The organism is Brevundimonas basaltis, assembly GCF_014202075.1.
In the GTDB taxonomy this organism is placed as follows: domain Bacteria; phylum Pseudomonadota; class Alphaproteobacteria; order Caulobacterales; family Caulobacteraceae; genus Brevundimonas; species Brevundimonas basaltis.
Genome location: NZ_JACHFZ010000002.1, coordinates 72,292 through 96,425, shown reverse-complemented (window position 1 = coordinate 96,425; position 24,134 = coordinate 72,292). Strand labels below are relative to the sequence as shown.

Genomic DNA, 24,134 nt, shown 5'->3' with positions numbered 1-24,134 from the left:
TACAATCGGCGAAATTATAGTCGGATTGGGCGGAAAATCAGCCGCCTTTCCAGACACATGGCCTTTTCTCGAAGCGATCTTCCCGCCTCAGGAAAAAGCGGGCGCACAATGCGTGCCATGTCTCTGCCGGCCTGTGAAAATCGAACCCCCGCCGCTCTACCGCGGGAGCGCCAGAGTCCCCATGGCGGAAGCGCCCGGTCGTTGAAATTCCTCGGGATCAATGTCGACCCTGCCGACTCCGCCACAACGAATTTCCCGGGCCGGCGCCGACTCTGCCGACTCCGCCACACCGTTTTTTCTTCCCGGCCCGGGAGGGACGCCGTCCCCGGGCGAGCCCTAGCCGCGCAGCTTGCGGGTCAGGGCCTCGACGTCCCGGGCGATCTGGTCATCGTGAGCCATCAGCTCCTCGATCTTGCGCACGCCGTGCAGGACCGTGGTGTGGTCGCGCCCGCCGAAGCGGCGGCCGATGTCAGGGTAGGACCGGGTCGTGTGCTGTTTGCACAGCCACATGGCGATCTGGCGCGGCCGGGCGACAGAGCGGGTGCGCCGCTCGGACAACAGGTCGGCCTGCTTCAGGGTGAAATGTTCGGCGACGGTCTTCTGGATCTCGTCGACGGTGATGCGGCGCTCCGGGCCGCCGCGCAGGGCCGAGCCGAGCAGGGTCTGGACCTCTTCGACGGTCAGGGCCGACAGCCGGGCGCCGGCGACGGCGGCGAGGGTGTTCACCGCGCCTTCCAGCTCACGCATCGAACCCGGGGTGCGATCCACGAGATGCTCGAGCACCTCGGGGCGGGCTTCGCCCGAGACGACGCCGAGGTCAGCGAGCGCCTGTATGCGGTTACGCGCCACGGCCAGCTTCAGCGCGCGGTCGGCCGGTTCGACCGGGCAGGTCAGGCCCGAGGCCAAGTGGCTGCGCAGGCGCGGCTCGACCTCGGTCAGGGCCATCGGCGGACGGTCGGCGGACAGGACGATGCGTTTGCCGTCCTCGATCAGGCTGGTCAGGGTGGCCAGAAGCTCGTCCTGGGTGCTCGCCTTGCCGCCGACGAACTGGACGTCGTCGATCAGCAGCATGTCGGCGCCGCGCAGGCTTTCCTTGAAGGCCGCGGTCGAGCGGTCCTGCATGGCCCTTACAAAGGTCGACAGAAAGCGTTCGGCGGTCAGATAGACCACCTTGGCGTCGGGACGCAGGCGCTGGGCTTCCCAGGCAATGGCGTTGAGCAGGTGGGTCTTGCCGTAGCCGTAGGGGCCGCAGAAGAAGATCGGGTTGAAGTGGCCGTCGGCCCAGCAGGCGGCCTGGCGGGCGATGGCGAGAGCGAAGGCATTGCCCTGGCCTTCCACGAAGCTGTCGAAGGTCAGACGTTCCTGCAGCCCGGCGGCGCGCACGGCGCGGGCGCCGTCGGCCACGGGGCCGTGGGTGGCCATCGGCATCGGCACGACATTGGCGGCGGGCGCTTCGGCGCGTCCGGCGGCGACCTGCGAGGCGGGCGCGACCGAGCCCATTTCGGCCCGGCAGCGCACCTCGAGCCGGCGCGACAGGCCGTCGAGACCCAGCCACAGTTCGTTCATGCGCCGCAGGGCGTTCTTGCGCACCCAGTCGCGGGCGTAGGCGGTCGGGGTGACGAGGATCAGTTGTCCGGCGCCGTCGGCCCGCACCGCCGACGGGGCGATATAGGAACTGAACGCCCCCTCCCCGATCTCGCTGCGCAGGCGACCCGCCGCCTCGGTCCAGATACGATCCGGATCGGTCATCCCCGCCATCTGCGCGCCCCCCATCATAGTCAGCCACCCGTCAGAAAATTCCATCGTCTGACGCCCTTCGAGCGGCCAGGATCGGGGACGACTTCTCCTGTCGGGTGCGGCTGGGCGCCGCCCCGGTGGGGTCATTCTCTCGATCTGACATCTCACGCCGACGCGAAACTGGTCCCGCGCCGTGTTCATCCGCGGTGGGATGGAAGTGCGTTAGAGGCCCAAACTTACGCCGGGAGAGGGGAGCGTCAACGCTGATTCGAATCGTAAAATGCAGTTAAATTGTTTGACTCCGCTAAAGCCAAACACAGCCAGCGGAATCCCCGGTTTCGCCACCGACGCGAGCACGAATCCGGTCGCTGGTGGTTAAAGGCGGACGTGCAAACGGCGAGGGAGCGGTTGCGCCCTCGCCGTTGAAAACACTGATCTTTACCGTGACAGCCTAGTGAAAGGCCGTCCGCACGCCCCTGTGTCAGGCAGCCGACATTTTCTTCAGCTGAGCCGCCAGGCGGGACACTTTCCGCGAGCCCGTATTCTTGTGAACCACGCCCTTGGAGACGGCGCGCATCAGCTCGGACTGAGCCTCGACGAAGGCGCCCTTGGCGGCGGCCGCGTCGCCCCCGGTCACGGCTTCCTGGAACTTGCGCAGGAAGGTACGGACGCGCGTGCGGCGCGCCTTGTTCACTTCGGTGCGGGCCGCGATCTTGCGGATCGCTTTCTTGGCGCCGGCATTGTTGGCCATCAGTCAAACCTTCGAACGGAAAACGCCGCGGAGCACACGTCCACGGCGCGGAAATCTCAAGAGCGCGCGGCTATAGCGGAAAGGGATTGGCGAGGCAAGGCGGAGTCTATCGCCCCGTGAAGTTCGGCCTCCGCTTCTCGACGAAGGCGGCCATGCCTTCCTTTTGGTCCTCGAAGGCGAAGAGGCTGTGGAACAGGCGGCGTTCGAACTGGACGCCCTGGGTCAGGGTGGTCTCAAGCGCGGCGTTGACCATCTCCTTGTTGGCCATCACGGCCAGCGGACTCTGGGCGGCGATGCGCGCGGCGATCTTACGGACCTCGTCCAGCAGGGTGTCGTGCGGCACGACGCGCGAGGCGAGGCCGGCGCGCTCGGCCTCGGCGGCGTCCATCATCCGGGCGGTCAGCACCATGTCCATGGCCTTGGCCTTGCCGACCAGCCGGGTCAGGCGCTGGGAGCCGCCGATGCCGGGGGCGACGCCGAGGTTGATCTCGGGCTGGCCGAATTTCGCCTTCTCACTGGCGACGATGAAGTCGCACAGCATCGCCAGCTCGCAGCCGCCGCCGAGAGCGAAACCATTGACCGCGGCGATGATCGGCTTGCGGAAGCGGGTGATGCGGTCGTGGCCGAGCGAGAAGAAGTTGGCCTTGTACATGTCGGCGTAGGACTGGTCCGACATCTCCTTGATGTCGGCGCCAGCGGCGAAGGCCTTGTCGCCCGAGCCGGTCAGGACCAGGCAACGCACGCTGTCGTCATGCTCGACCGCGTCGAGGAAGTCCGACAGGTCCTTGAACAGGGCCGAGTTGAGCGCGTTCAGCGCCTCGGGCCGGTTCAGGGTCACCACCGCATAGCCGTCAGTGTGGCGTTCGATGAGCAGGGTGGAATAGCTGTCGGCCATGGGGATCTCCTCGTTTCAGTCCGCCTTACCAAGCGGGCGGCGGGGGCGGAAGCGGTCGGGGAGTCTACCGTCTATCCCGTCTACCTCGTCTAGGCCGGGACGCGCCGGACGGAGGTTATGGCATGCGCCTGCGTCAAAATCGGTCGCGCAGCGGGCCGCGCCCGACGAATTCAGGTGACCATGGCGGCGAGTTTCAACACCGTGTTCCAGTTGCGGCCCGTGCCCATGCCCAGCAGGCGCGGGGTGGCCTTCTTGAAGATGGCCGATTGGCCCTGACCGTTGGGGAACCAGAAATACAAAACGCCCCCGGCCGCCTCGACCCGCTCGCCGCCGTCCGCGAGATCGCGGCAAGCCTGCACGGCGCCGGCCCTGATCCCCGCCTTCATGACCATGGCCAGCACTTTGGCGGGGTGGGAGGCCGCTTCCTCGGGAAAGGGGTTGGCGGCGATCAGTTCGGCCCACTGCTCCGGCGTGCGGACCATGGCGGCGACCTTCAGGCCGAAGGCCGTCTCCATCGCGGCCTCAATCTCGCGCTCAAGCGTGGCTGTCGCCCCGCCGCTCTCGACCACGAGATTTCCGCTGGCCGCGAGGGTCCGGGGGTTCTTCAACCCCATCGCCTCGGCCATGGCGCGTTGCCCTCCGACCGGTACGCGAACGCCGCCGGTATTCATGCCGCGGAACAGGATGAGGCGGTGGGTCATGGCTTCACCGCTTCTGACAGGCCGGGCACCAGAATGTCGATCGGCCGGCCTGGACGGTGCGCTTGACCACGCCCTTGCAGCCGTCGCTCGTGCAGGGTTTGCCCTCGCGGCCGTAGACGTCGAAGCGGTGCTGGAAATAGCCCTGCCCCCCCTCGGCGTTGGCGAAGTCGCGCAGGGTCGAGCCGCCGGCCTCGATGGCGTCGTTGAGGACGTCGCGGACAACGGCGGCGAGGGTTTCCAGACGGGGCTTCGTCACCCTGCCGGCGGCGACCAGCGGCGAGATGCGGGCGCGGTAGAGGGCCTCGCAGACATAGATGTTGCCGAGGCCCGCGACGATGCGCTGGTCGAGCAGGCTGACCTTGATGTTCTGTGTCTTGCCGGCGAGGGCCTCGGCCAGATGCGCGCCCGAGAAGCGGTTGCCGAGCGGCTCGGGGCCGAGGGCCGCGAACCACGGATGCGACTCGACCTCGCCCGTGGGGATCAGGCCCATGAAGCCGAAGCGGCGGGCGTCGGCGAAGCCGATCCGCGTCGTCGACTTGCCGTGCACCGCGCACAGGCTGACGTGCTCGTGCTTGCCGACGACGGGGGCCGGCTCCGCGAACTCGCCGAGCTGTTCGCCGTCGAGGGTGAAGCGGCCGGTCATGCCCAGATGGGTCACCCAGGTCTCGCCGGTCGACAGCACCATCAGCAGATACTTGGCTCGCCGGTCGATGCGTTCGACGATCGCGCCCTCGAGCCGCTGCGCGAACCGCTCGGGGAAGGGAAAGCGCAGGTCGGGCCGGTTTTGCTGGACGCGGGTCAGGCGCGCGCCTTCAAGCACCGGCTGCAGGCCGCGGCGGACGGTCTCGACCTCGGGAAGTTCGGGCATGGATGCAGTCTGAACCGGACGACGGCGGCTGGCGAGCCGGTCAGTCCGCCTTATAGATGTCGTGGCAGGCCTGACAGCTGGCGCGCACTTCGGCCCACTGGGCGGCGAAGGCCTCAGCATCCTCGCCCGCCGCCAGTTCGGCCAGACGATCGGCGGCGGCGGCGTAGGCGGCGGCCTTCGCCTCGAAACCGGCGCGGTCGCTCCAGATATCATCCTTCGCATTGGTCCGGACGCCGGCCTCGCCGCCCGATCCCGCCGGGAACATCCCCGGCACGGCATGAGCCCAGCGCGCCAGCGAACGGGCGCCGAAGCGCTGGCTCGCCAGCGGCTGCTGCGCGTCGATCGAAGCCTTGATCGAGGCCATCGCGACGCCGGACAGCATCATCCCGGCCTGCCGGCCCTTGATGACAGCCGCCGGGGTGTCGGGCGCCTGCGCGCCGGTCAGTCCCGCCATACAGGTCAGGCCGACGACGGCCGCCGTGATGATCCGCTTCATGTCCGCCTCTCCCCGTTCGCCGCCACGCTCCGCCCGTCGGGCGCGCCTGTCAATCGGGGCCGCCGACGAGGGCGATTGCTCCGGACGCGGTTCTCCGCTTACCTCCGCCGTTCAAGGGAGAGGGCCCGCCATGACCGACACCGCCGACAGGGCGCCGCCGACGATCGGCAAGCGGATCGAACTGACCCTGCGCGCCCTCGTGCTGGGCTGTTTGCTGGCGGTGATCTTCACCGCCGCCAACACCTATCTGGGCCTGAAGGTCGGGCTGACCTTCGCCTCGGCCATCCCGGCGGCGGTCATCTCCATGGCGGTCCTGCGGTTGTTCAAGGACTCGACCATCTGGGAAAACATGACCGTGCAGACGGTTGCGTCGGTGGGCGGCGCCATGAGCGCGATCATCTTCGTTCTGCCCGGCCTCGTCATGGTCGGATGGTGGCTCGAGTTTCCGTTCTGGCCATGCTGACGGGGATCGTGGCCTTCGCGGTTCTGACCGTCGTGCTCTAGCCTGGGTCCGGGGCCGCTCGGCCAAGGTGTGATCTCGCCCTCGCCTCGCCGCTTTTCCGGGCGATAACAGCCGTCGTTCCGCCAGTGCGTGCTCGCCGCGCACTGGCGTTTCCGCGTTCGCCCCTGTAAGAGGCGCGCGCTCCCCGCACCGTCGCCATTTCCAGCGGCCCGCACTCGCCGGCCGCCCTGCACGTCTGATAGTCAAATGAACCTGCGCAACGTCGCCATCATCGCCCACGTCGACCACGGCAAGACCACCCTGGTGGACCAGCTGCTCGCCCAATCCGGCGTCTTCCGAGCCAATGAGGCGACGACCGAGCGGGCTATGGACTCCAACGACCAGGAGCGCGAGCGCGGCATCACCATCCTGGCCAAATGCACCTCCGTGCTGTGGAACGGCAAGGCGGGCGAGACCCGGATCAACATCATCGACACCCCGGGCCACGCCGACTTCGGCGGCGAGGTGGAGCGCATCCTCGGCATGGTGGACGGCTGCGTCCTGCTGGTCGACGCCGAGGAAGGCGTCATGCCGCAGACCAAATTCGTGCTGACCAAGGCGCTGAAGATGGGCCTGCGCCCGATCCTGTGCATCAACAAGGTCGATCGCGCCCACGCCGATCCGGACCGGGTTCACAACGCCGCCTTCGACCTGTTCGCCGCCATCGGCGCGACCGACGAGCAACTGGACTTCCCGCATATCTACGCCTCGGGCCGGGCCGGCTGGGCGACGCTGGACCTGAACCAGCCGAGCGACAACCTGTCCCCGCTGTTCGACCTGATCGTTGACCACGTGCCGGCGCCGAAACAGGTCGAAGCCAAGGACAAGCCGTTCCAGATCCTCAACGTGCTGATCGAGAGCGATCCGTTCCTCGGCCGTCTGCTGACCGGCCGCATCGAGAGCGGCAAGGCCGTTCCGGGCATGGCCATCAAGGCCCTGTCGCGCGACGGCAAGACCATCGAACAGGGCCGCATCACCAAGGTGCTGGCCTTCCGCGGCCTGAAGCGCCAACCGGTCGACGACGCCGAGGCGGGCGACATCGTCGCCATCGCAGGCATGTCGAAGGCCACCGTGGCCGACACCCTGTGCGCCCTGGAAGTCACCGAGGCCCTGCCGGCCCAGCCGATCGATCCGCCGACCATCTCGATGACCGTCTCGGTCAATGACAGCCCGCTGGCCGGGCGCGAGGGCGACAAGGTTCAGTCGCGGGTGATCCGCGACCGCCTGCTGAAGGAGGCCGAGGCCAATGTCGCCATCCGCGTCACCGAGACCGGCGGCAAGGACGCCTTCGAGGTCGCCGGCCGCGGCGAACTTCAGCTCGGCGTGCTGATCGAGAACATGCGCCGCGAAGGATTCGAGCTGTCGATCAGCCGTCCGCGCGTGGTCTATCAGACCGGCGAGAACGGCGAGCGGCTGGAGCCGATCGAGGACGTGGTCATCGACGTGGACGATGAATACTCCGGCGTGGTCATCGAGAAGCTTTCGGCGCGCAAGGCCGAGCTGACCGACATGGGGCCGTCCGGCGCCGGCAAGACCCGCATCCAGCTGAAATGCCCGTCGCGGGCCCTGATCGGCTACCAGGGCGAGTTCCTGACCGACACGCGCGGGTCGGGCGTGCTGAACCGGGTGTTCAGCCACTATGAGCCGCACAAGGGCGCCATCGAGGGCCGTCTGAAAGGCGTGCTGGTCTCGAACGGCGACGGCGAGACCGCGGCCTTCGCCCTGTGGAACCTCGAGGAGCGCGGGGTCATGTTCGTCGGCGCCGGCGAGAAAACCTACCAGGGCATGATCATCGGCGAGAACTCCCGGTCGGACGACCTCGACGTCAATCCGATGAAGGGCAAACAGCTGACCAACGTCCGCGCCGCCGGCAAGGACGAGGCCGTGCGCCTGACCCCGCCGCGCCGTCCGTCGCTCGAACAGGCCATCGCCTACATCGAGGAGGATGAACTGGTCGAGGTGACGCCGAAGTCGATCCGCCTGCGCAAGCAGGTGCTGAACCCGAGCTTCCGCAAGAAGCGCGTCCGCGAGGAGTAGGTCCGGCCGCGGATCGGCCGGATTGGGGCAATCCGGGCCCTCCCGGGGTCATTTCAGGGCCGGCGCAACGATCGCCGGAGACGCAGGTTTTGCCTTCCGTCGCGAGCCTTACCGCTCGCTTGAACAAGGAAGACACTCATGCGCAAGACCGCGCTTATGACCGGCGTCGCCGGCCTGTTGCTGACGGCCGCCCCTGCTTTCGCCCAAGACGCCACGTCCCCTCAGACATCACCGGCTTCCGGCCAGGCCGAAGCCAGAGCCGAGGCCGGGGTTGAGGCCGAGGTCCAGGCTCCCACCCTGTCGCTGACGCCCGGTGCGGTCGTGCAGGGGCCCGACGGCCAGCTCGGCGTTCTGGTCGGCGCGCGCCTGCATGCCGGCGCCCAGCAGCTGACCGTCAAGGGCGAGGACGGCGTGATCCGGGCCGTGCCGATCGACGGCATCCGGCAGGAGGGCGAGGCGGTCGTGGTCGACTTCACCCTCGGACAGTATGCCGAGGCGGAGGTGATCACCGAGGCGGACGCCCCGGCGCTTCCCGAGGTCCCCGACGCTGGCGCCGTCCTGCCGGATGAGGCCGAAGTCGATGCGACGCTCGAAGCCGAGGTCGAGGCCGAAGCGGAGGCCGTCGTTCCGCCAGCGCCCACGCCGCCGACCCTGCCGACCGAAGCGCCCGGCGTGGCGCCGCCGACCGGCGCTCCGGTCACTCCGGGCGTGCTTCCCGGCAAGCCCAACTAGCTTGTCGGACAAACGAAAGGGGCGGCTCCGTCAGGAGCCGCCCCTCTTTGTTGTCGAGAGACGCGAGCCTATCAGCCCCGGCGTTTCACCAGCCCCAGCAGGAACAGCAGGATGATCGCGCCGACCGTGGCGACGATGATTCCGATGATCCAGTTGCCGCCGGCGTCTCCGCCCAACAGGGTGTTGTAAAGGAAGCCGCCGATCAGGGCGCCGACGACGCCGACGATCAGATTGGTCAGGAGGCCGTGGTTCCGCCCCATGATCTGTTCAGCCAGCCAGCCGGCGATAATGCCGATGACGATCCACGCAATCCATCCAAAACCACTCATAGTCCGCTCCTTCCAGCGTTGGTCGATGGGCGTTTAATGCGCCGGAAGCTCAACGGTTGCGGAGCCTCCGGCGAACCGGGTTCACTGGTTCTCCCCTGCCGGGCGAGGGCGGCACGGCCCTTGCCCCCTTCAAGGCGAGCCGTCCCGCTTCGGGACAGGTTGGGAACAAGGGGAATTGGGGCCATGGCCACCGACATCGACCTTCATCTCGGACGCCGTCTGCGCCGCCGCCGGCGCTTGCTGGGCCTGACGCAGCAGCAACTGGCCACCCAGGTCGGCATCCGTTTTCAGCAGATCCAGAAATACGAATGCGGCGCCAATCGCATCTCGGCCGCCCGTCTCTGGCAGCTGGCCGAGGCGCTGGAATCGCCGGTCAGCTATTTCTACGATGGACTTGAAGAGGCCATCGAGCGTCAGGAGGCAGCCAACCAGGGCGGCGAAATGTTTTCCCGCAAGGAAACGCTCGACCTGATCCAGGCCTATTACCAACTCGGCGAACGTCCCCGTCGGCGTCTGCTGGACCTGGCCAAGTCGCTACACGCCGAGGGCGAGGCGGCCTGATTCAGCGATGATGCCGTGACATGGCGGCGGGGCGTGAGTATCCCGCCTGCATGACCGAGTACGAACTGTTCGCCGTTGAACTGGCCCGCGAGGCGGCGCGTGTATCCCTGCCGTATTTTCGTGGCGCCTGCGAGCAGGTCGACAAGGGCGGCGCCGACGGCTTCGACCCGGTGACCGAGGCGGACCGCGAGGCCGAGGCGGCGATCCGCCGGCTGATCGCCGACCGTTATCCCGAACACGGCGTCATCGGTGAGGAATACGGCGAGGACCGGCCGGACGCCGAGCACGTCTGGATTCTGGACCCGATAGACGGCACCCGCGCGTTCATCGCCGGCCTGCCACTATGGACCAATCTGATCGCCCTGAGGACCGCCGACCGCCTCGCCATCGGGCTGATCGGTCAGCCCTATCTCGACGAAATATTCCTCGGCGGCCCGTCGGGCGCGCGGTTGCTCAGGGGGAGGGCGGAGACGCCGATTGCCGTGCGATCCTGCGCACATCTGAACGAGGCCCTGATCGCCACCACCGACCCTGACCTGTTCACCGGTGCCGAATTGGGCGCCTGGACCCAGGTGCGCGCGGCCGCGCGCCTGGCCCGCCTGGGCTGCGACGCCTACGCCTACGCCATGCTCGCCGCCGGCCGGATCGATCTGGTGGCCGAGAGCGCGCTGAAGATCTGGGACTGGTCGGCGCTGGTTCCCGTCATCGAGGCGGCGGGCGGCCAAGTCACCAACTGGCGCGGCGAGGGGCCCGACGCCGGCGGTCAGATTCTGGCCGTGGGAGACGCCCGCCTGAGGGATCAGGCGCTGGTCGCCCTGCGCCGCGCCGCTAACTAGGCGGCTTCGGTCGGTTCGCGCTCAGCCGGCGGGCCGGGGACGGGCGACAGATCCTCGATCGGGGATACGTAGGAGCCCATGGCGTCGAACTCATCCAGAAAGATGGCGCGCAACTCGTCAGTCTCCATGATGACTTCGTGCTTCGCCCCCGGAATCTCGACGTAGCGCCCACGCCCGAGGCGCCGCGCGGCCCATTTATTGGTCTGTTTCCAGATACGGTCGTCCTCTCCCGCCTGCACGATGGCGACGGGAATACGAACCGACTTCAATGCCTTGGGTTTCAGCGCCCGCTCTCCGGCGTCCAGCGCCACCGCCAGCCAGCCCCAGGTGGGGCCGCCAACCGCCAGGTGCGGGCAGGCGTAGAGTTGCTGACGCCACTGTTCGTAGCGGCTCTCGTCGGTGGTCAGCGCGTCCTTCTCGAAGGTGTGGTCGAAAGGGTCGTCTTCATTGTCGAGCACATAGTCCCCCGCCTTGCCGTGGCGCAGATTCCATTTGACCGCCAACTTGACCGACCACATCGAGCGCTTGCCGGTCCTGATGCGTAGCATGGGGCTGGTCAGCAGCGCCCCTGAAAACCGTTCGTCGCCGGCCTGCAGCGTCATCAGGTTGAACGCCCCGCCCATCGAGTGTCCGACCATGATCCACGGCTTGGGAGCCCGGGTCTCATAGGTCTCGAGCAGGCGGGCGTAATCGTCGAGGAACTCCTCGACCGCCCGGGCGTGGCCCTTCAGGCGATCGGGCAGCAACCGCGCCGACAGGCCCTGGCCGCGCCAGTCATGGGCGAGCACGCACCAGCCTCGCGCCAGCAGATTTCCGATCAGCTCGAAATATTTCTCGATCGGCTCGGTGCGGCCTGGACTGACGATGACGGTGCCGCGCGGCTTGCGGGCAGCGAGAGCCGAGGGGGTCCAGAAGGCGGCGCGCAGGCGGAGTCCGCCGGCTCCGCGGAACCACTCGCCGGTTCCGCCTGGCGGGGCGGAGGCGCCCGGAACTCCCATCAACGGGGCGTTGGCGGCGTAGGCGGCGGCTCGGCTCACTCGGGTTTCCTGAATCTCAAGGTCATGCGGTCGCTTTCGCCGATCTCATCGTATTTGGACCGGTCGAACGTCGGGTCCGGCGGCGAGCCGCGTGGAGCCGTCAGGCCCATCGGCGGCAAGGTCTCGACGCCGAAAGGATGATCCTTGGTATCCCTTTCATTCGCGTTGATTTCAGAAGCGGCCACGAAGACGAATCCGGCTTCCGCCGCCAGCTGTTTGACGAACGCTTCCTGGACATATCCGTTCGCCGCCGTCGGATCCTGATCCTTGTCCGGCTCCAACCGGTGCTGCTCGATCCCGAGGATGCCGCCCGGCCGCAGCGCGGCGTAGGCGTCGGCGAAGGCCTTCTCGGCGATTCCGGCGGCCATCCAGGCGTGGATGTTACGCATGAACAGCACCATGTCCGCCGTCCCGGCCGGCGCGACGGGGCCGGACGTGGGACCGAACTCGGAAAGTTCGACCTCGCCGTAGAGGCGGCGGTCATTGGTGAACCGTCTCTGGAAGGCGGCGGTGAGTTGGGTCTGGTAGGGATCGACGCCGAGCCCGGTCTGGAAGCCCACGGCGATGTAGCGACCTCCGCCCTCGGCCAGGTAGGGCGCCAGAATTTCGGTCCACCATCCGCTTCCGGGCCAGAACTCCAGGACGGTCATGCGCGGTTGCAGGCCGAAGAAACGCAGAGTCTCCTCCGGATGCCGCCAGACGTCGCGGATGCGATCCTGCGCGCGCCACGGCCCCTCGATGGACCATTCGAGCGAGCCCTTCAGCGGTCCGTCCGGCTGGGGCGGCGGCTCGGCGGTCTTCTCACCGCTGCACCCCGCCAGCACGAGCAATGCGGCGCCGCCGGAAAGCATGGTCCGGCGGGACGCCATCGGTCGCCTAGCTTGTGTTCTTTCAGCCATTCACGTCCCCCGCGAGGCGTCTGCGCCGTACGGTTCGTCCCCGCTTGACGAGGGCTTAACCTTGTTCCCCAGACCGGTCAAAGCCGATGCGGAAGCCCTGTGCATCAGCCTGGCTTGCGGAAACGAAGGGTCATCCGGTCGCTCTCGCCAATGGCGTCGAAGGCGGCGCGTTCGGCGTCCGTGAGCGGGGTCGGCCGATCGATGGCGTTGCCGTCGCGCGGGGCGCTGACGCGAACCGGCGGGAGGGTCCAGACGCCGTAGGGGTGGGCGCGATCGTCGGCGGGATTGGCGTTCAGTTCGCTGCGGGCGTCGAGCTCGAACCCGGCAGCCCGCGCCGCCTGGATGATGTGGCTCTCGGGCATATAGCCGGTCGGCGCGGTCTCGTCCGGGTGGAGGCCGTCGACGCTGCGATGCTGTTCGACGGCCAGTACGCCGCCGGGTTTCAGGGCCTTGAAGAAGGCGGCGAGGTAGGGCTCCGTCCGACCGGCGCGGTGCCAGTTGTGGAAGGCGCGGGCGACCACGACCATGTCCGCGGTTCCGTCGGCGACTCCCATGCCTTCCAGAGGGCGGTTGACCGGGACGTAGGTCCCGCCGGTCGCCGCCGCGTAGGGCTCGAGGATGTTCCGCCACCAGCCGGCCCGGCCCGGCTCGATCTCGATCACCGTAGAGCCCGGCGTCAGGCCCCAGAAGGTCAAGGTCTCGAACGGTCGCCGGTAGACGTCGCGCGCGACATCCTCGGCCGGGCGAGACGGCGAAGCTACCGCCGCCTGCAGGGCGGCGTCTTCCTGCAACACCGGCGGGGTCATGGCGGCGCGGCGGGCGCTGCGCTGGGCCGGCGTCTCGTCGAGGGCGGGGAGGGATGGGTGCATCTGGGCGACAGCCAGCGACGGCAGGGCGAGCGCGGTGGTCAGGGCGAGGGCGATAAATCGCATCGGTCGTCTCCGGGAGGTGAAGAGCCGGACCCTGCGGACTTCGGACGCGCCGGGCAAGCCATGAAGCCTCTGCGGCGACAGAATGAAGCGCCGAAGGTGCGGTCGCACCCTTGACGGCGCCGATAGGACTCCCAAAATCCATGACCGAGGACGCCGATACCGGGTCCTCCAGACCTGACGGGGCCGAGATAGGGCCGTCGGGGCTGATCTCCCACCGCCGTCCCGGGCCGAAAACGCAGGGGCGGCTCAACCTTGCTGATCCTCAGGAGGATGACATGCGTACTTATGATTTCACCCCGCTCTACCGTTCCGCCGTCGGTTTCGACCGACTGGCCGGCCTGCTGGAAAGCGCCGCGCGGACCAGCCAGGAAAACGGTTGGCCGCCCTACAACATCGAAACCACGGGCGAGAACGCTTATCGCATCGAGATCGCCGTCGCCGGTTTCAAGCCGGACGAGCTGAATATCGAGGTCAAGGAAAACCTGCTCACCGTCACCGGCCGCAAGACCGCCAACGACGACGGAAACGGGCGGAATTTCTTGCACCGCGGTCTGGCCGAACGCGACTTCGAGCGTCGGTTCCAGCTGGCTGACTATGTGGTGGTGAAGACCGCTGACCTGGTCAACGGCCTGCTGTCAATCGATCTGGAGCGCGAGCTTCCGGAAGCGCTGAAGCCGCGCCGCATCGAGATCGGTGGCGGTTCGAAGCTGATCGAGGGCAAGAAGGGCAAGGCGGCAGCGTAGCCGCCTGTCCGACTGTGCAAAGCTGGGAGGGGCGGCGTTCGCGTCGCCCCTTTTCGCGTCAGGCGGCGGCGTCGATCTTGAGGCCCCGGGCGGCTGTGGTGATCGTTCCCGTCAGATCGGCCTGGCGCAGGCAGGCCCCGCGCAGGGTGGCCCGGGTCAGGTCGGCCCCGGTCAGGTTGGCGCGCTTCAGGTCAGCGCCCGAGAGGTCCGCGCCCTTCAGGCAGGCGCCTGTCAGGTCCGCTGGCAGCAGACGGTCCTGCGCGATCATCAGCGGCCCGAGTTGGGCCTCCCGCAGATCCGCGCCGTTGAGCCGGGCCCGCGCCAGCCGGGCCCCACGCAGGTCGGCGCCCTTCAGATTGACGGAGCGCAGGTCGGCGTCCTCGAGGTGGGCGCCCTGGAGCTGCACGCCCTCCATGTTGAGGCCGTAGAAGACCGCGCCCTTGGCCGAGAGGGCGGTCAGATTGTAGCCGGTGATCGACCGCAGGGCGCGCAGGTCGACCCCGTCGAACACCGAGGGCTGGCCGGCTGCGCCCTCCATCTCGCACCAGCGGGCGTGCTCGGACAGCATTTCAGCAGCCGGCATCCTGTCGACCGGATTGCCGACGTAGCGATCGTCGGTCAGAACCCGGGTCATGTTCGCCCCGTCCGTCCGCCACATGGCCATCTTGGCGCCGACCAGCACGGCGTCGCTCAGGTCGGCCCCGGACAGGTCGGCGCCCGACAGGTCGGCCCCGGCCATGTCGGCGCCCCGGAAGCTGGCCTGTTTCAAATTGGCGCGCACCAGCTTGCAGTCCTTCATGATGGCGTCGGAGAAGTCGGCCGCGACGGCGACGATGCCGGTCAGCTTGGAGCGCTCGAGATTGGCGCCCACGAGGCAGGCTCCGCTGGCCTGGGTGTCGTTTCGCGCCCTGGCCTCGACGACGCGGAAGCCCAGCTTGGAGTCGGCGGCGGCGATGGTGCCTTCGCGCAGGTCGGCCTCGAACAGGTCGGCCCCGGTGAGGTTCGCGCCGCGCAGGCAGGCGCCGCGCAGGTCAGCCCGCCGCATGCTGGCGTCGACGAGGATCACGTCCTGCATGTCAGCGCCGAAGAAGGTGGCGTTATCCAGCCGCGCCCCGGTCAGGTCTGTTTCGATCAGACAGGCTGCGGCGAAGTCGGCGTCGGCGAGGTTGCGGCCGGCCAGCGACAGGCCCGAGAGATCGAGCCAGGCGAAGACGGCGCGGGCGCCTCCGGGCTTGGCCTGCCACAGCCGATCATGCCGGGCGCAGATGGCGTCCAGCTCCTGCTGATCGATGCGCCTTCTGGCGGCGGAGGGGGCGGTTCCCGACATGGTCCCGCTATGGCACACCAGCGCTTAAGGAAGCCTGAAACGTTTACCGTGTTCAGCGCGGCGGTCAGGCGGTCAGCAGGCCCTGCTCCGCAAGGGCGTCGGCGAGCTCGCCGGGGCTGACCCAGACGCGCGTGTAGCCGGCCTCGCCGAGCCGTTTCAGTTCGGTAGTCAGGTCGGCCTTGGGCGAGGCGGCGAAGCGGGCGTCGAAGCCCTCGCCGGTCTCGCTGATGCGGACCAGGGGCCGGCCGGTTTCGACGCGGTGAAGATAGCCCTCGTAGAGCACGGCCGCGTCCTGGGCGAGGAGGCCGGTTTCGACCTCCAGCCCGGCCTTGCGCAGCCGTTCGACGCCGCGGCCGGAGGCGAAGGGGGAGGGATCGACGGCGGCAACCACGACCCGGGCGACACCGGCGTCCATCAGGAAGTTTGAGCAGGAGGTGCGGCCGGAAGAGCGGGCCCCGCACGGCTCCATGGTGACATAGGCGGTGGCGCCCCTGGCCTTGTCGCCGGCGGCGGGCACGGCCTGCTCTTCGGCGTGGGGGCGGCCGCCGGGCGCGGTGGCGGCCTCGGCGACGGTCTCGCCGTCCCGGACGATGACGCAGGCGACCGCCGGATTGGGCCAGGTCTGGCCCATCTGCGCCTTGGCCAGGGCGATGGCCCGCCCCATGAAACGGATGTCGTCGGAGGCCTGCTTCGCGTCGCTCATGGCTCAGGCTCCCGGCAGGGGCGGCAGGTCGGAGGCCCGGGCCTCGTCCAGATAGCGGGCGGCGGTTGGCGTCAGGTCGGCGTCGAGGGTGATATCCAGCGGATTGCCGGTCGGGATTTCGACGCCGACGATGCGGTCGTCGGGCACCGCGAATAGATGTTTGACGATGGCCCGCAGCGAGTTGCCGTGGGCGGCGATCAACACGTCCTCGCCCGCTTTCAGGCGCGGAGCGATGGCCGAGTTCCAGTACGGCAGGACCCGCTCCAGGGTGATCTTCAGGCTCTCGGTGTCCGGAATTTCCTGACCGGCGTAGCGGGGGTCGGAGGCGAAGTCGAACTCGCCGCCGGGGGCCAGCGGCGGGGGCGGGACGTCGTAGCTGCGGCGCCAGATGCGGACCTGGTCCTCGCCGTGTTTGGCGGCGGTCTCGGCCTTGTTCAGCCCGGTCAGACCGCCGTAGTGGCGCTCGTTCAGGCGCCAATCCTCGACCACCGGCGTATCCTTGATCCCCGCCGAGTCCATGGCCAGGGCGCCGGTACGCTTGGCTCGCGTGAGGACAGAGGTGAAGATCACGTCGGGCGTGAAACCGGCCTCGGCGATCAGTTCGCCGCCGCGCCGGGCCTGGGCCTCGCCCTCGGCGGTCAGGTCGACGTCGACCCAGCCGGTGAAGCGGTTCTCGAGGTTCCACTGGCTCTGGCCGTGGCGCAGCAGGATGAGGCGGGGCATTCAGGTCTCCGGTAACGTCGGCTCGGGGTAGGCCGGGGGTCCGGAAGGGTCAAGCTTTGACGCCCGCGCCGGGTTCCCCGGGACCGATCCCCGACCTGACGCGTTGTTGCGGCGCGGCGGGACCGGGGGCTAGAAGCGTGGCCGTGGCCGGGACCCGTCCGCATCGCCCGACCGTACGCCGAGGACCCATGCTGAAACCCCGTTCCGATCTCCGCCCCAACACCGCCGACTACGAGACCGTGCCGCTGGTGAAGCCCACAGGCTTCCGCGAGTACGACGCGCGCTGGATCCTCGAGAAGGAGATCAACCTGCTGGGCATCCAGGCGCTCGGTCTCGGCCTGGCGACCTATGTCCACGAAATCGGCCAGCGGCCCCGCATCGTCGTCGGCCACGACTACCGGTCGTATTCGCTGAGCGTGAAACAGGCGTTGATCGTGGGCCTGCTGGAGGGCGGCATGGAGGTGGTCGACATCGGCCTGGCCCTGTCGCCGATGGCCTATTTCGCCCAGTTCGAGCTGGACTGCCCCTGCGTGGCCATGGTCACCGCCAGCCACAACGAGAACGGCTGGACCGGGGTCAAGATGGGGGCCCAGCCGCCGCTGACCTTCGGCCCCGACGAGATCGGGCGGCTGAAGGATATCGTGCTGAACGGCGAGGGCGTCGCCCGCGACGGCGGCAAGCTGACCCGGGTCGACGACTTCCGCGAACGCTACATCGCCGACATCGTGGCGAAGACGAAGCTGACGCGGCCGATCAAGGTGGTGGCGGCCTGCGGCAACGGCACGGCGGGGGCCTTCGCGCCGGAAGCCCTGCGCCGGATGGGGGCCGAGGTCATCGAGATGGACGTCGAGCTCGACTACACCTTCCCCAAATACAATCCGAACCCCGAGGACCACGCCATGCTGTCGCAGATGGCCCAGAAGGTCCGGGACACCGGGGCCGATGTGGCGCTGGGCTTCGACGGCGACGGCGACCGCTGCGGCGTGGTCGACGATACGGGCGAGGAGATCTTCGCCGACAAGATCGGCCTGATGCTGGCCCGCGACCTGTCGGCCCTGCATACGGACGCGACCTTCGTCGTCGATGTGAAATCGACCGGCCTGTACAAGACCGATGCCGTGCTCAAGGCCAACGGGGCCGAGACCGTCTACTGGAAGACGGGGCACAGCTACATCAAGCGCAAGACGGCGGAGTTGGGCGCGCTGGCCGGGTTCGAGAAGTCGGGCCATTTCTTCTTCAACGCCCCGCTTGGCCACGGCTATGACGACGGCATCGTGGCGGCGGGGGCGATCCTGGCCATGCTGGACCGCAATCCAGGCAAGAAGCTCTCTGACCTCAAGCAGGCCCTGCCGGACGCCTGGACCAGCCTGACCATGTCGCCGCACTGCGACGACGAGCTGAAATACGAGGTGCTGGAGCGGATCGTCGCCGAGTACCAGGCGCTGGCCGACGCCGGCGGCGAAATCCTCGGACGCAAGATCGTCGAGGCGATCACCGTCAACGGGGTGCGGGTGCACCTCGAAGACGGGTCGTGGGTGCTGGTGCGGGCTTCGTCGAACAAGCCCGAGCTGGTCGTCGTGGTCGAGAGCATGCGGTCGGAGGGCGACATGCGCGCCCTGTTCCGCGACGAGGTGAAACCGCGGCTGGCGAAGTACGGCGAGATCGGCGCCTACAATCAGGAAATCTGACCGGGGCGATGAATAATCGCAAAACCCTGTCATCCCGACACTTTCGTGCACGCGGCAGACCGGGCGTCGGGTCGCCTCAAGGGCTGAACGGAGCCGCATCCTGGGGCGGAAACGGCGGCGGTTGACTGTCAAAGACCGGTCCCGTGTGGACGACGACAGTGAAGCACGGCGATACGTCAGACGCGGACGCATGCCTCGCGGCCCGGAGCACGGCCGGCGCCCGGGATGACAGGGTCTGACCGGGATTGGCCGGGATGGCAGGGTATCGGACGACCGGGTCCGGCGGTCGGGGTCAGACCAAAGCCAGAAGGTAGATCAGGCCGAGCGCCAGACCAATCAGGGCCAGCAGCGACAGGGTGACGACGGCGACTATGCGGGGGCCGGAGCGGGCCACGGCGCGGGCGTCGGTGCTGAGCCCGAGGGCGGCCATGGCCAGCACGGTCAGGGCGGTGGTCAGCCAGCCCAGGGCGGGCAGGACGGTGGCCGGGATCAGGCCCAGGGACCGCGCACCCATCAACAGCAGGAAGCCGACGATGAACCACGGCAGCAGGTGGCCGAGCGGCACGCGGCGCGGCGGGGCGTCGGCGGCGTCCGCTCCCCGCCCGCGCAGGGCGACGATCAGCGCCAGGGCGAGGCAGACCGGGCCAAGCATCAGCACCCGGACCAGTTTGATCAGGGTCCCCGCCTGCGCCGCCACCGCGCCGACAGGCAGGGTGGCGGCCAGCACCTGGGGCACGGCGTAGACGGTCAGGCCGGCCAGCACGCCGTACTGGACGCCGCTCATCTGCAGCAGGGCGCCAAGCAGGGGCAGGGTCAGGACCACGACCACGCCGAGCACGGCCGTGAAGGCGATGGCGGCCGAGACATCCTTGGCGTCGGCGTCGATCACCGGGGCCACGGCGGCGATGGCCGAGTTGCCGCAGATGGCGTTGCCGCAGGCGATGAGCGCCGCCATCTGCCGGGGCAGGCGCAGCAGCCGGCCGATGCCGTAACTGACCGCTACGGCGACCACGACGACCAGCGCCGTGCCGACCAGCAGGCCGGGACCGATGGCCATCACCGTGGCCGCGCTGACCGAGGCGCCGAGCAGGACCACGGCGATCTCCAGCACGGTGCGGGCGCTGAATTCTATTCCGGGTCGGATCGAGGCCGGGGGCGTCCACAGCGTGCGGACGGCGGCCCCGATCAGGATGGCCAGCACGATGGCGTCGATCCAGCCGCGCCCCAACAGCCGCACCTCCAGGGCCTGCACGGCCACCGCGGCCACGGCCACGGCGGCGCAGGCCAGAAGGCCGGGGATCAGGGACTGGACGCCGGACCGGCGGGCGAGAATCATCCCGGCAGACTGCTACGGTCCGGCGGCGGGCGCCATGGCGAGGTGAAGGCGGTCCGGGCGACCGCCCTAGCGATAGGCGCCGGTCCTGAGATTGACGCCATACTCGACGCTGGCCTTCAGCGCCGACAGCATCTGCGACCAGCCCATGCAGTTTCCATAGGAGGCCTTGAGACCGGCCGGGGTCTGCCGCCAACCTTCCTCCGCGATGCGGACGAGGGTGCGGGCCCCGTCATCCAAGGGCTGGAAGGTCATCGTCACCGTTGTCAGATAGTCCGCGTCCACGGCCGGCTCGCCGTCCTCCGACGCTCCTTCGCTGGCCGCCCAGCGCAGAACGATGCGCTCGTCCTGAACCACCTCGACCACCTCGACCGGGAAGGCCCCGGGAAACTCCGCGAACTCCCACTGGACGGTGGCGCCCGTCTCCAGCCGGCCGACGGCGCCGCCGGTGGTGAAATAGGCGGACAGTCTGGCTGGATCGGCGACCGCCTCGAACACGTCATGCACGGGCCGCCCGATGCGGGTCGAGACTTCAAATTTGAGCTCCATCGTCCATCTCCATGGTTGCCCGCCGGCGTTATATGTTATAGAAACATAACATGTCAATGGATGACGATCTGGACAGTGTTTTCAAGGCCTTGGCCAATCCGGTCCGGCGGCGACTGCTCGATGCGATGAAGGACGGGCCGCGCACGACCGGACAACTGTGCGAGGCGGAGCGCGCCCTGGACCGCTGCACGGTGATGCAGCATCTGAAAATCCTCGAAGCGGCCGGTCTGATCCTTGTCCGACGCGAGGGGCGCGAGCGCTGGAACCATCTCAACGCCATGCCGATCAAAGCCGTGCACGACCGCTGGATCGCGCCCTACGCCCGCGGCGCCGTGGCCATGCTGGCGGATCTGAAAGACCGGGTAGAAGTTTAGCCCGCAGCCTTCACCGCCGCGGCCACATCCGCGACCACTGACCTGACCAGTCCGGCGTCGTCGCCCTCGGCCATGACGCGGATCAGCTTCTCGGTTCCCGAGGGGCGGACCAGCAGACGGCCCTGGCCGGCGAGGCGGGCCTCGGCCTCGGCGATGGCGGCCTTGACCTTGGCGTCCTCCAAGGGCTTGCCGGCCTTGTAGCGGACGTTCTCGAGCTTCTGCGGAACCTTTTCGAACTGTCTGGCCAGCTCGCTCATCGGCTTGCCGCTGTCGACCAGCACGGCGAGCACCTGCAGGGCCGACATCAGGCCGTCGCCGGTAGTGGCGTAGTCGTGCAGGATGATGTGGCCGGACTGTTCGCCGCCGAGGTTGAAGCCGCCCTCGCGCATCCGCTCCATGACGTAGCGGTCGCCGACCCGGGTCCGCTCCAGCGTCAGACCCTCGGCCTGCAGCCGGCGCTCGAGGCCGAGGTTGGACATGACCGTGGCGACGAGTCCGCCGCCTTTCAGGTGGCCGCGCTTCGCCCAGTCGAGCGCCACCATGGCCATGATCTGGTCGCCGTCGACGACCTGCCCCTTCTCGTCGCAGATGATCAGCCGGTCGGCGTCGCCGTCGAGGGCGATGCCGATGTCGGCGCGGTAGGTGCGCACCGCTTCGGCGAGGGTCTCGGGATGGGTCGAGCCGCACTCGGCGTTGATGTTCAGCCCGTTCGGTTCGACGCCGACGGCGCAGACCTCGGCGCCCAATTCATAGAGGGCGGTTGGGGCGACCTTGTAGCCGGCCCCGTTGGCGCAATCCACGGCGATGCGCAGGCCCTGAAGGCTGAGCCGCTTGGGAAAGCTGGCCTTGGCGACCTCGACATAGCGGGCCTGGCTGTCGTCGATGCGCTTGACCCGGCCCAGAGCGTCGGGGGCGGCCAGATCGGCGCCGAGGGCCTGATCCATCATCGACTCGATCTTCAGCTCGACCGAGTCCGAGAGCTTGTAGCCGTCGGGGCCGAACAGCTTGATGCCGTTGTCCAGATAGGAGTTGTGCGAGGCCGAGATCATCACCCCGATGTCGGCGCGCATCGAGCGGGTCATCATGGCCACGCCCGGCGTCGGCAGGGGGCCGAAGGTGCGCACGTCCATGCCGGCGGCCGAGAAGCCGGCGACGAGGGCCGGCTCGATCATGTAGCCCGAAAGGCGGGTGTCCTTGCCGATCACCACCAGGTGGCGGCGGTCGTCGGCGGACATGAACAGGCGGCCGGCGGCGAGGCCGACGCGCAGGGCCACCTCGGCCGTCATCGGATGGCTGTTGGCGCGGCCGCGGATGCCGTCGGTGCCGAAATAGCGTCGCTCGCCCAAGTGTCGTCTTCCTCGTGTCCGTTGGCGGTGTCGCGCAGAAACGTTGCGAAACCGCTTTTCAGGTGCAATTCCCGAGCCGTGTCGCCTAAACCGGCGATCACAGTCACGGTCGGCTTAGACCGTCCAGAGGCCCCGCGCAAAGCGCGGGCGAGCACTTTCCGAGGGTCTTTTCATGTGCGGCATCATCGGCGTGACCGGGACCGGCCCGGCCGTTCCCCGACTGATCGACAGCCTGAAGCGGCTGGAATACCGGGGCTATGACTCGGCCGGCGTAGCGGCGCTGGTCGACGGCCGGATCGAGCGACGCCGGGCCAAGGGGAAGATCCGCGAGCTGGAGGCTGTTCTGGCCGCCGACCCGCTGGAGGCCACCGTCGGCATCGGTCACACGCGCTGGGCGACCCATGGCGCGCCGACCGAGATCAACGCCCACCCGCACAAGGCGGGACGGGTGACGCTGGTCCACAACGGCATTATCGAGAATTTCGCCGAGTTGAAGGCCGAGCTGGAGGCCGCCGGGCGGACCTTCGAAAGCCAGACCGATACGGAGGTCGTCGCTCACGCCATCGACGAGGCGCTGACCACCACCAACGATCCGCTGGTCGCCTTCAAGACGGTGCTGGACCGGCTGACCGGGGCCTATGCGCTGGCCGTGCTGATCGAGGGCGAAGAGGGGCTGATCATGGGCGCCCGGCGGGGCAGCCCGCTGGTGGTCGGATGGGGCGAGGGCGAAATGTATCTCGGCTCGGACGCGCTGGCGGTCGGGCCTTTCACGACCCAGATCTCCTATCTGGAAGAAGGCGACTACGTCGGCATCGACCGATCGGGCGCGCGCATGTTCGACGTGGACGGCGGGGCGGTTGATCGACCGGTGGTGCAGGTCTCGGCCTCTTCGGCCCTGGTCGAGAAGGGCGAGTACCGCCACTTCATGGAGAAGGAGATCCATGAGCAGCCCGACAGCGTGCAGCACACCCTGTCCGAATACCTCGATTTCGTGAACGGCAAGGCCAAGACGGGGCCGACCGACTTCGCCGCCGTCGACCGCATTCAGATCGTGGCCTGCGGCACCGCCTTCTACGCCGGCCAGATCGGGCGCTATGCGTTTGAGAAGCTGGCCGGCCTGCCGTGCGACGTCGAGATCGCTTCGGAATTCCGCTATCGCCAGCCCGCGCTGAGCCCGGGGACCCTCGCCGTGGCGGTCAGCCAGTCGGGTGAGACGGCCGACACCCTGGCCAGCCTGTCGTGGTGCAAGGCCGCGGGGCTGAAGACGGCTGCGCTGGTCAATGTGCATTCCTCGTCGATGGCGCGCGAGGCGGAAACGCTGTGGCCGACCCATGCCGGTCCGGAGATCGGCGTGGCCTCGACCAAGGCCTTCACCGCCCAGGTCGCGGCCCTGCTGGCGCTGGCGGTGGCGGCGGGGGTGCAGCGCGGCCGCATCGACGCCGCGCGCGAGGCCGAACTGGTCAAGGCGCTGTTCGAGGCGCCCCGTCTGATCGCCGCGGCGATGCTGATGGAGGACGACCTGAAGGCGGTGGCGGCCGATGTGGCGAAGGCCACGGACGTACTGTTCCTCGGCCGCGGGGCGATGTTCCCGCTGGCCATGGAGGGGGCGCTGAAACTGAAAGAGATCAGCTATATCCACGCCGAGGGCTACGCCGCCGGCGAGCTGAAGCACGGGCCGATCGCCCTGATTGACGAGGAGACGCCGACCATCGCCCTGGCCCCGCTGGACGATGTGTTCGAGAAGACGGCCTCCAACCTGCAGGAGGTGGCGGCGCGCGGCGGGCCGGTGATCATGATCGCTCCGACGTCGGCCCCCGATCCGCACGGCGCCGGCATCCGCCGGGTCGACGCGCCCGAGTGCCACTCGCTGATCGCGCCGCTGGTCTATGCCGTGCCGGTGCAGCTGCTGGCCTATTACGTGGCCGTCCAGAAGGGCACGGACGTCGACCAGCCGCGCAATCTGGCCAAGTCTGTCACCGTCGAGTGATCGCATCCGGCCGGATATGCGTTAGGCTGGCCGACCCCGCCGTTCAGG

The 24,134-nt window shown here is 68.4% G+C and carries 24 protein-coding genes and 1 pseudogene; 9 read left to right on the top strand and 16 right to left on the bottom strand.

Going from position 1 to position 24,134, the window contains the following annotated elements; translation table 11 throughout:
- Positions 1 to 336 precede the first annotated feature (336 nt).
- From dnaA to HNQ67_RS04900, 6 genes are all read right to left on the bottom strand, one after another.
- Complete coding sequence (gene dnaA, locus HNQ67_RS04925; RefSeq protein ID WP_425486338.1) at positions 337 to 1,782, bottom strand: chromosomal replication initiator protein DnaA; 1,446 nt, start codon at positions 1,780 to 1,782, stop codon at positions 337 to 339.
- Between the two features lie 436 nt (positions 1,783 to 2,218).
- The gene (gene rpsT, locus HNQ67_RS04920) at positions 2,219 to 2,488 is read right to left on the bottom strand and encodes a 30S ribosomal protein S20 (protein ID WP_183252969.1); all 270 of its coding nucleotides are present in this window, start codon (positions 2,486 to 2,488) and stop codon (positions 2,219 to 2,221) included.
- A 106-nt stretch (positions 2,489 to 2,594) separates the two neighbouring features.
- Positions 2,595 to 3,383: an enoyl-CoA hydratase-related protein gene (locus HNQ67_RS04915; RefSeq protein ID WP_183252967.1), complete on the bottom strand. Its 789-nt coding sequence runs from the start codon at positions 3,381 to 3,383 to the stop codon at positions 2,595 to 2,597.
- A gap of 170 nt (positions 3,384 to 3,553) precedes the next feature.
- Entirely contained in the window at positions 3,554 to 4,084 is a 531-nt protein-coding gene (locus HNQ67_RS04910) for a DUF1697 domain-containing protein (protein WP_183252965.1), read from the bottom strand.
- A gap of 4 nt (positions 4,085 to 4,088) precedes the next feature.
- Positions 4,089 to 4,952: a bifunctional DNA-formamidopyrimidine glycosylase/DNA-(apurinic or apyrimidinic site) lyase gene (mutM, locus tag HNQ67_RS04905; protein ID WP_183252963.1), complete on the bottom strand. Its 864-nt coding sequence runs from the start codon at positions 4,950 to 4,952 to the stop codon at positions 4,089 to 4,091.
- A 40-nt stretch (positions 4,953 to 4,992) separates the two neighbouring features.
- Complete coding sequence (locus HNQ67_RS04900) at positions 4,993 to 5,448, bottom strand: c-type cytochrome (RefSeq protein ID WP_183252962.1); 456 nt, start codon at positions 5,446 to 5,448, stop codon at positions 4,993 to 4,995.
- A gap of 130 nt (positions 5,449 to 5,578) precedes the next feature.
- Here HNQ67_RS04900 and HNQ67_RS04895 point away from each other — a divergent pair.
- From HNQ67_RS04895 to HNQ67_RS04885, 3 genes and pseudogenes are all read left to right on the top strand, one after another.
- Positions 5,579 to 5,902: pseudogene (locus HNQ67_RS04895) on the top strand (OPT/YSL family transporter); the annotation flags it as partial.
- Between the two features lie 255 nt (positions 5,903 to 6,157).
- Positions 6,158 to 7,987, top strand: coding sequence for a translational GTPase TypA (typA, locus tag HNQ67_RS04890; protein ID WP_183252960.1), 1,830 nt, complete (start codon positions 6,158 to 6,160; stop codon positions 7,985 to 7,987).
- A 138-nt stretch (positions 7,988 to 8,125) separates the two neighbouring features.
- A complete protein-coding gene (locus HNQ67_RS04885; protein ID WP_183252958.1) occupies positions 8,126 to 8,719 on the top strand; it encodes a hypothetical protein in 594 nt (197 codons plus the stop codon).
- A gap of 71 nt (positions 8,720 to 8,790) precedes the next feature.
- Here HNQ67_RS04885 and HNQ67_RS04880 read toward each other — a convergent pair whose 3' ends face one another.
- Positions 8,791 to 9,048, bottom strand: a complete 258-nt coding sequence (locus tag HNQ67_RS04880) for a GlsB/YeaQ/YmgE family stress response membrane protein (protein ID WP_183252956.1) — start codon at positions 9,046 to 9,048, stop codon at positions 8,791 to 8,793.
- Between the two features lie 174 nt (positions 9,049 to 9,222).
- Between HNQ67_RS04880 and HNQ67_RS04875 the strand changes: the two genes are divergently transcribed.
- Positions 9,223 to 9,609 (top strand): helix-turn-helix domain-containing protein, encoded by a 387-nt coding sequence (locus tag HNQ67_RS04875; RefSeq protein WP_183253981.1) that lies wholly within the window; start codon positions 9,223 to 9,225, stop codon positions 9,607 to 9,609.
- Between the two features lie 50 nt (positions 9,610 to 9,659).
- Positions 9,660 to 10,445 (top strand): histidinol-phosphatase, encoded by a 786-nt coding sequence (gene hisN / locus HNQ67_RS04870; protein ID WP_183252954.1) that lies wholly within the window; start codon positions 9,660 to 9,662, stop codon positions 10,443 to 10,445.
- Here the strand turns inward: hisN and HNQ67_RS04865 are convergent.
- The 3 genes from HNQ67_RS04865 to HNQ67_RS04855 form a co-directional block, all read right to left on the bottom strand.
- Positions 10,442 to 11,482: an alpha/beta fold hydrolase gene (locus tag HNQ67_RS04865; protein ID WP_183252953.1), complete on the bottom strand. Its 1,041-nt coding sequence runs from the start codon at positions 11,480 to 11,482 to the stop codon at positions 10,442 to 10,444. The two genes, hisN and HNQ67_RS04865, sit on opposite strands and share 4 nt — an antisense overlap.
- Positions 11,479 to 12,351, bottom strand: coding sequence for a class I SAM-dependent methyltransferase (locus HNQ67_RS04860; protein ID WP_246347461.1), 873 nt, complete (start codon positions 12,349 to 12,351; stop codon positions 11,479 to 11,481). Before HNQ67_RS04860 ends, HNQ67_RS04865 begins: the two co-directional genes overlap by 4 nt.
- A 134-nt stretch (positions 12,352 to 12,485) precedes the next feature.
- Complete coding sequence (locus HNQ67_RS04855; protein WP_183252951.1) at positions 12,486 to 13,313, bottom strand: class I SAM-dependent methyltransferase; 828 nt, start codon at positions 13,311 to 13,313, stop codon at positions 12,486 to 12,488.
- Between the two features lie 275 nt (positions 13,314 to 13,588).
- Here HNQ67_RS04855 and HNQ67_RS04850 point away from each other — a divergent pair, with 275 nt between their 5' ends.
- The gene (locus tag HNQ67_RS04850; RefSeq protein WP_183252950.1) at positions 13,589 to 14,056 is read left to right on the top strand and encodes an Hsp20 family protein; all 468 of its coding nucleotides are present in this window, start codon (positions 13,589 to 13,591) and stop codon (positions 14,054 to 14,056) included.
- A 58-nt stretch (positions 14,057 to 14,114) separates the two neighbouring features.
- On the opposite strand, the gene HNQ67_RS04845 is transcribed toward HNQ67_RS04850, so the two are convergent.
- The 3 genes from HNQ67_RS04845 to gpmA all read right to left on the bottom strand — a co-directional run bounded on the left by HNQ67_RS04845 (position 14,115) and on the right by gpmA (position 16,809).
- Positions 14,115 to 15,383, bottom strand: coding sequence for a pentapeptide repeat-containing protein (locus HNQ67_RS04845; RefSeq protein WP_183252948.1), 1,269 nt, complete (start codon positions 15,381 to 15,383; stop codon positions 14,115 to 14,117).
- 64 nt (positions 15,384 to 15,447) lie between these two features.
- Positions 15,448 to 16,086, bottom strand: coding sequence for a bifunctional diaminohydroxyphosphoribosylaminopyrimidine deaminase/5-amino-6-(5-phosphoribosylamino)uracil reductase RibD (locus HNQ67_RS04840; RefSeq protein ID WP_183252946.1), 639 nt, complete (start codon positions 16,084 to 16,086; stop codon positions 15,448 to 15,450).
- A gap of 3 nt (positions 16,087 to 16,089) precedes the next feature.
- On the bottom strand, positions 16,090 to 16,809 hold the full coding sequence (gene gpmA / locus HNQ67_RS04835; protein WP_183252944.1) for a 2,3-diphosphoglycerate-dependent phosphoglycerate mutase: 720 nt from the start codon (positions 16,807 to 16,809) through the stop codon (positions 16,090 to 16,092).
- 188 nt (positions 16,810 to 16,997) lie between these two features.
- On the opposite strand from gpmA, the gene HNQ67_RS04830 reads away from it, so the two are divergent.
- Complete coding sequence (locus tag HNQ67_RS04830; RefSeq protein WP_183252943.1) at positions 16,998 to 18,497, top strand: phosphomannomutase/phosphoglucomutase; 1,500 nt, start codon at positions 16,998 to 17,000, stop codon at positions 18,495 to 18,497.
- Between the two features lie 292 nt (positions 18,498 to 18,789).
- On the opposite strand, the gene HNQ67_RS04825 is transcribed toward HNQ67_RS04830, so the two are convergent.
- Together HNQ67_RS04825 and HNQ67_RS04820 are read right to left on the bottom strand one after the other, a co-directional pair.
- Positions 18,790 to 19,833 carry a YeiH family protein gene (locus HNQ67_RS04825; RefSeq protein ID WP_183252941.1) on the bottom strand — a complete coding sequence of 348 codons (1,044 nt, stop codon included), beginning with the start codon at positions 19,831 to 19,833 and terminating at the stop codon, positions 18,790 to 18,792.
- 66 nt (positions 19,834 to 19,899) lie between these two features.
- Positions 19,900 to 20,379: an SRPBCC domain-containing protein gene (locus HNQ67_RS04820; protein ID WP_183252939.1), complete on the bottom strand. Its 480-nt coding sequence runs from the start codon at positions 20,377 to 20,379 to the stop codon at positions 19,900 to 19,902.
- Between the two features lie 56 nt (positions 20,380 to 20,435).
- Between HNQ67_RS04820 and HNQ67_RS04815 the strand changes: the two genes are divergently transcribed.
- Positions 20,436 to 20,753, top strand: a complete 318-nt coding sequence (locus HNQ67_RS04815; protein WP_246347460.1) for an ArsR/SmtB family transcription factor — start codon at positions 20,436 to 20,438, stop codon at positions 20,751 to 20,753.
- Here the strand turns inward: HNQ67_RS04815 and glmM are convergent.
- Positions 20,750 to 22,099, bottom strand: coding sequence for a phosphoglucosamine mutase (gene glmM / locus HNQ67_RS04810; RefSeq protein WP_183252936.1), 1,350 nt, complete (start codon positions 22,097 to 22,099; stop codon positions 20,750 to 20,752). The two genes, HNQ67_RS04815 and glmM, sit on opposite strands and share 4 nt — an antisense overlap.
- Before the next feature lie 172 nt (positions 22,100 to 22,271).
- Between glmM and glmS the strand changes: the two genes are divergently transcribed.
- Entirely contained in the window at positions 22,272 to 24,086 is a 1,815-nt protein-coding gene (gene glmS, locus HNQ67_RS04805; protein WP_183252934.1) for a glutamine--fructose-6-phosphate transaminase (isomerizing), read from the top strand.
- Positions 24,087 to 24,134: the final 48 nt, after the last annotated feature.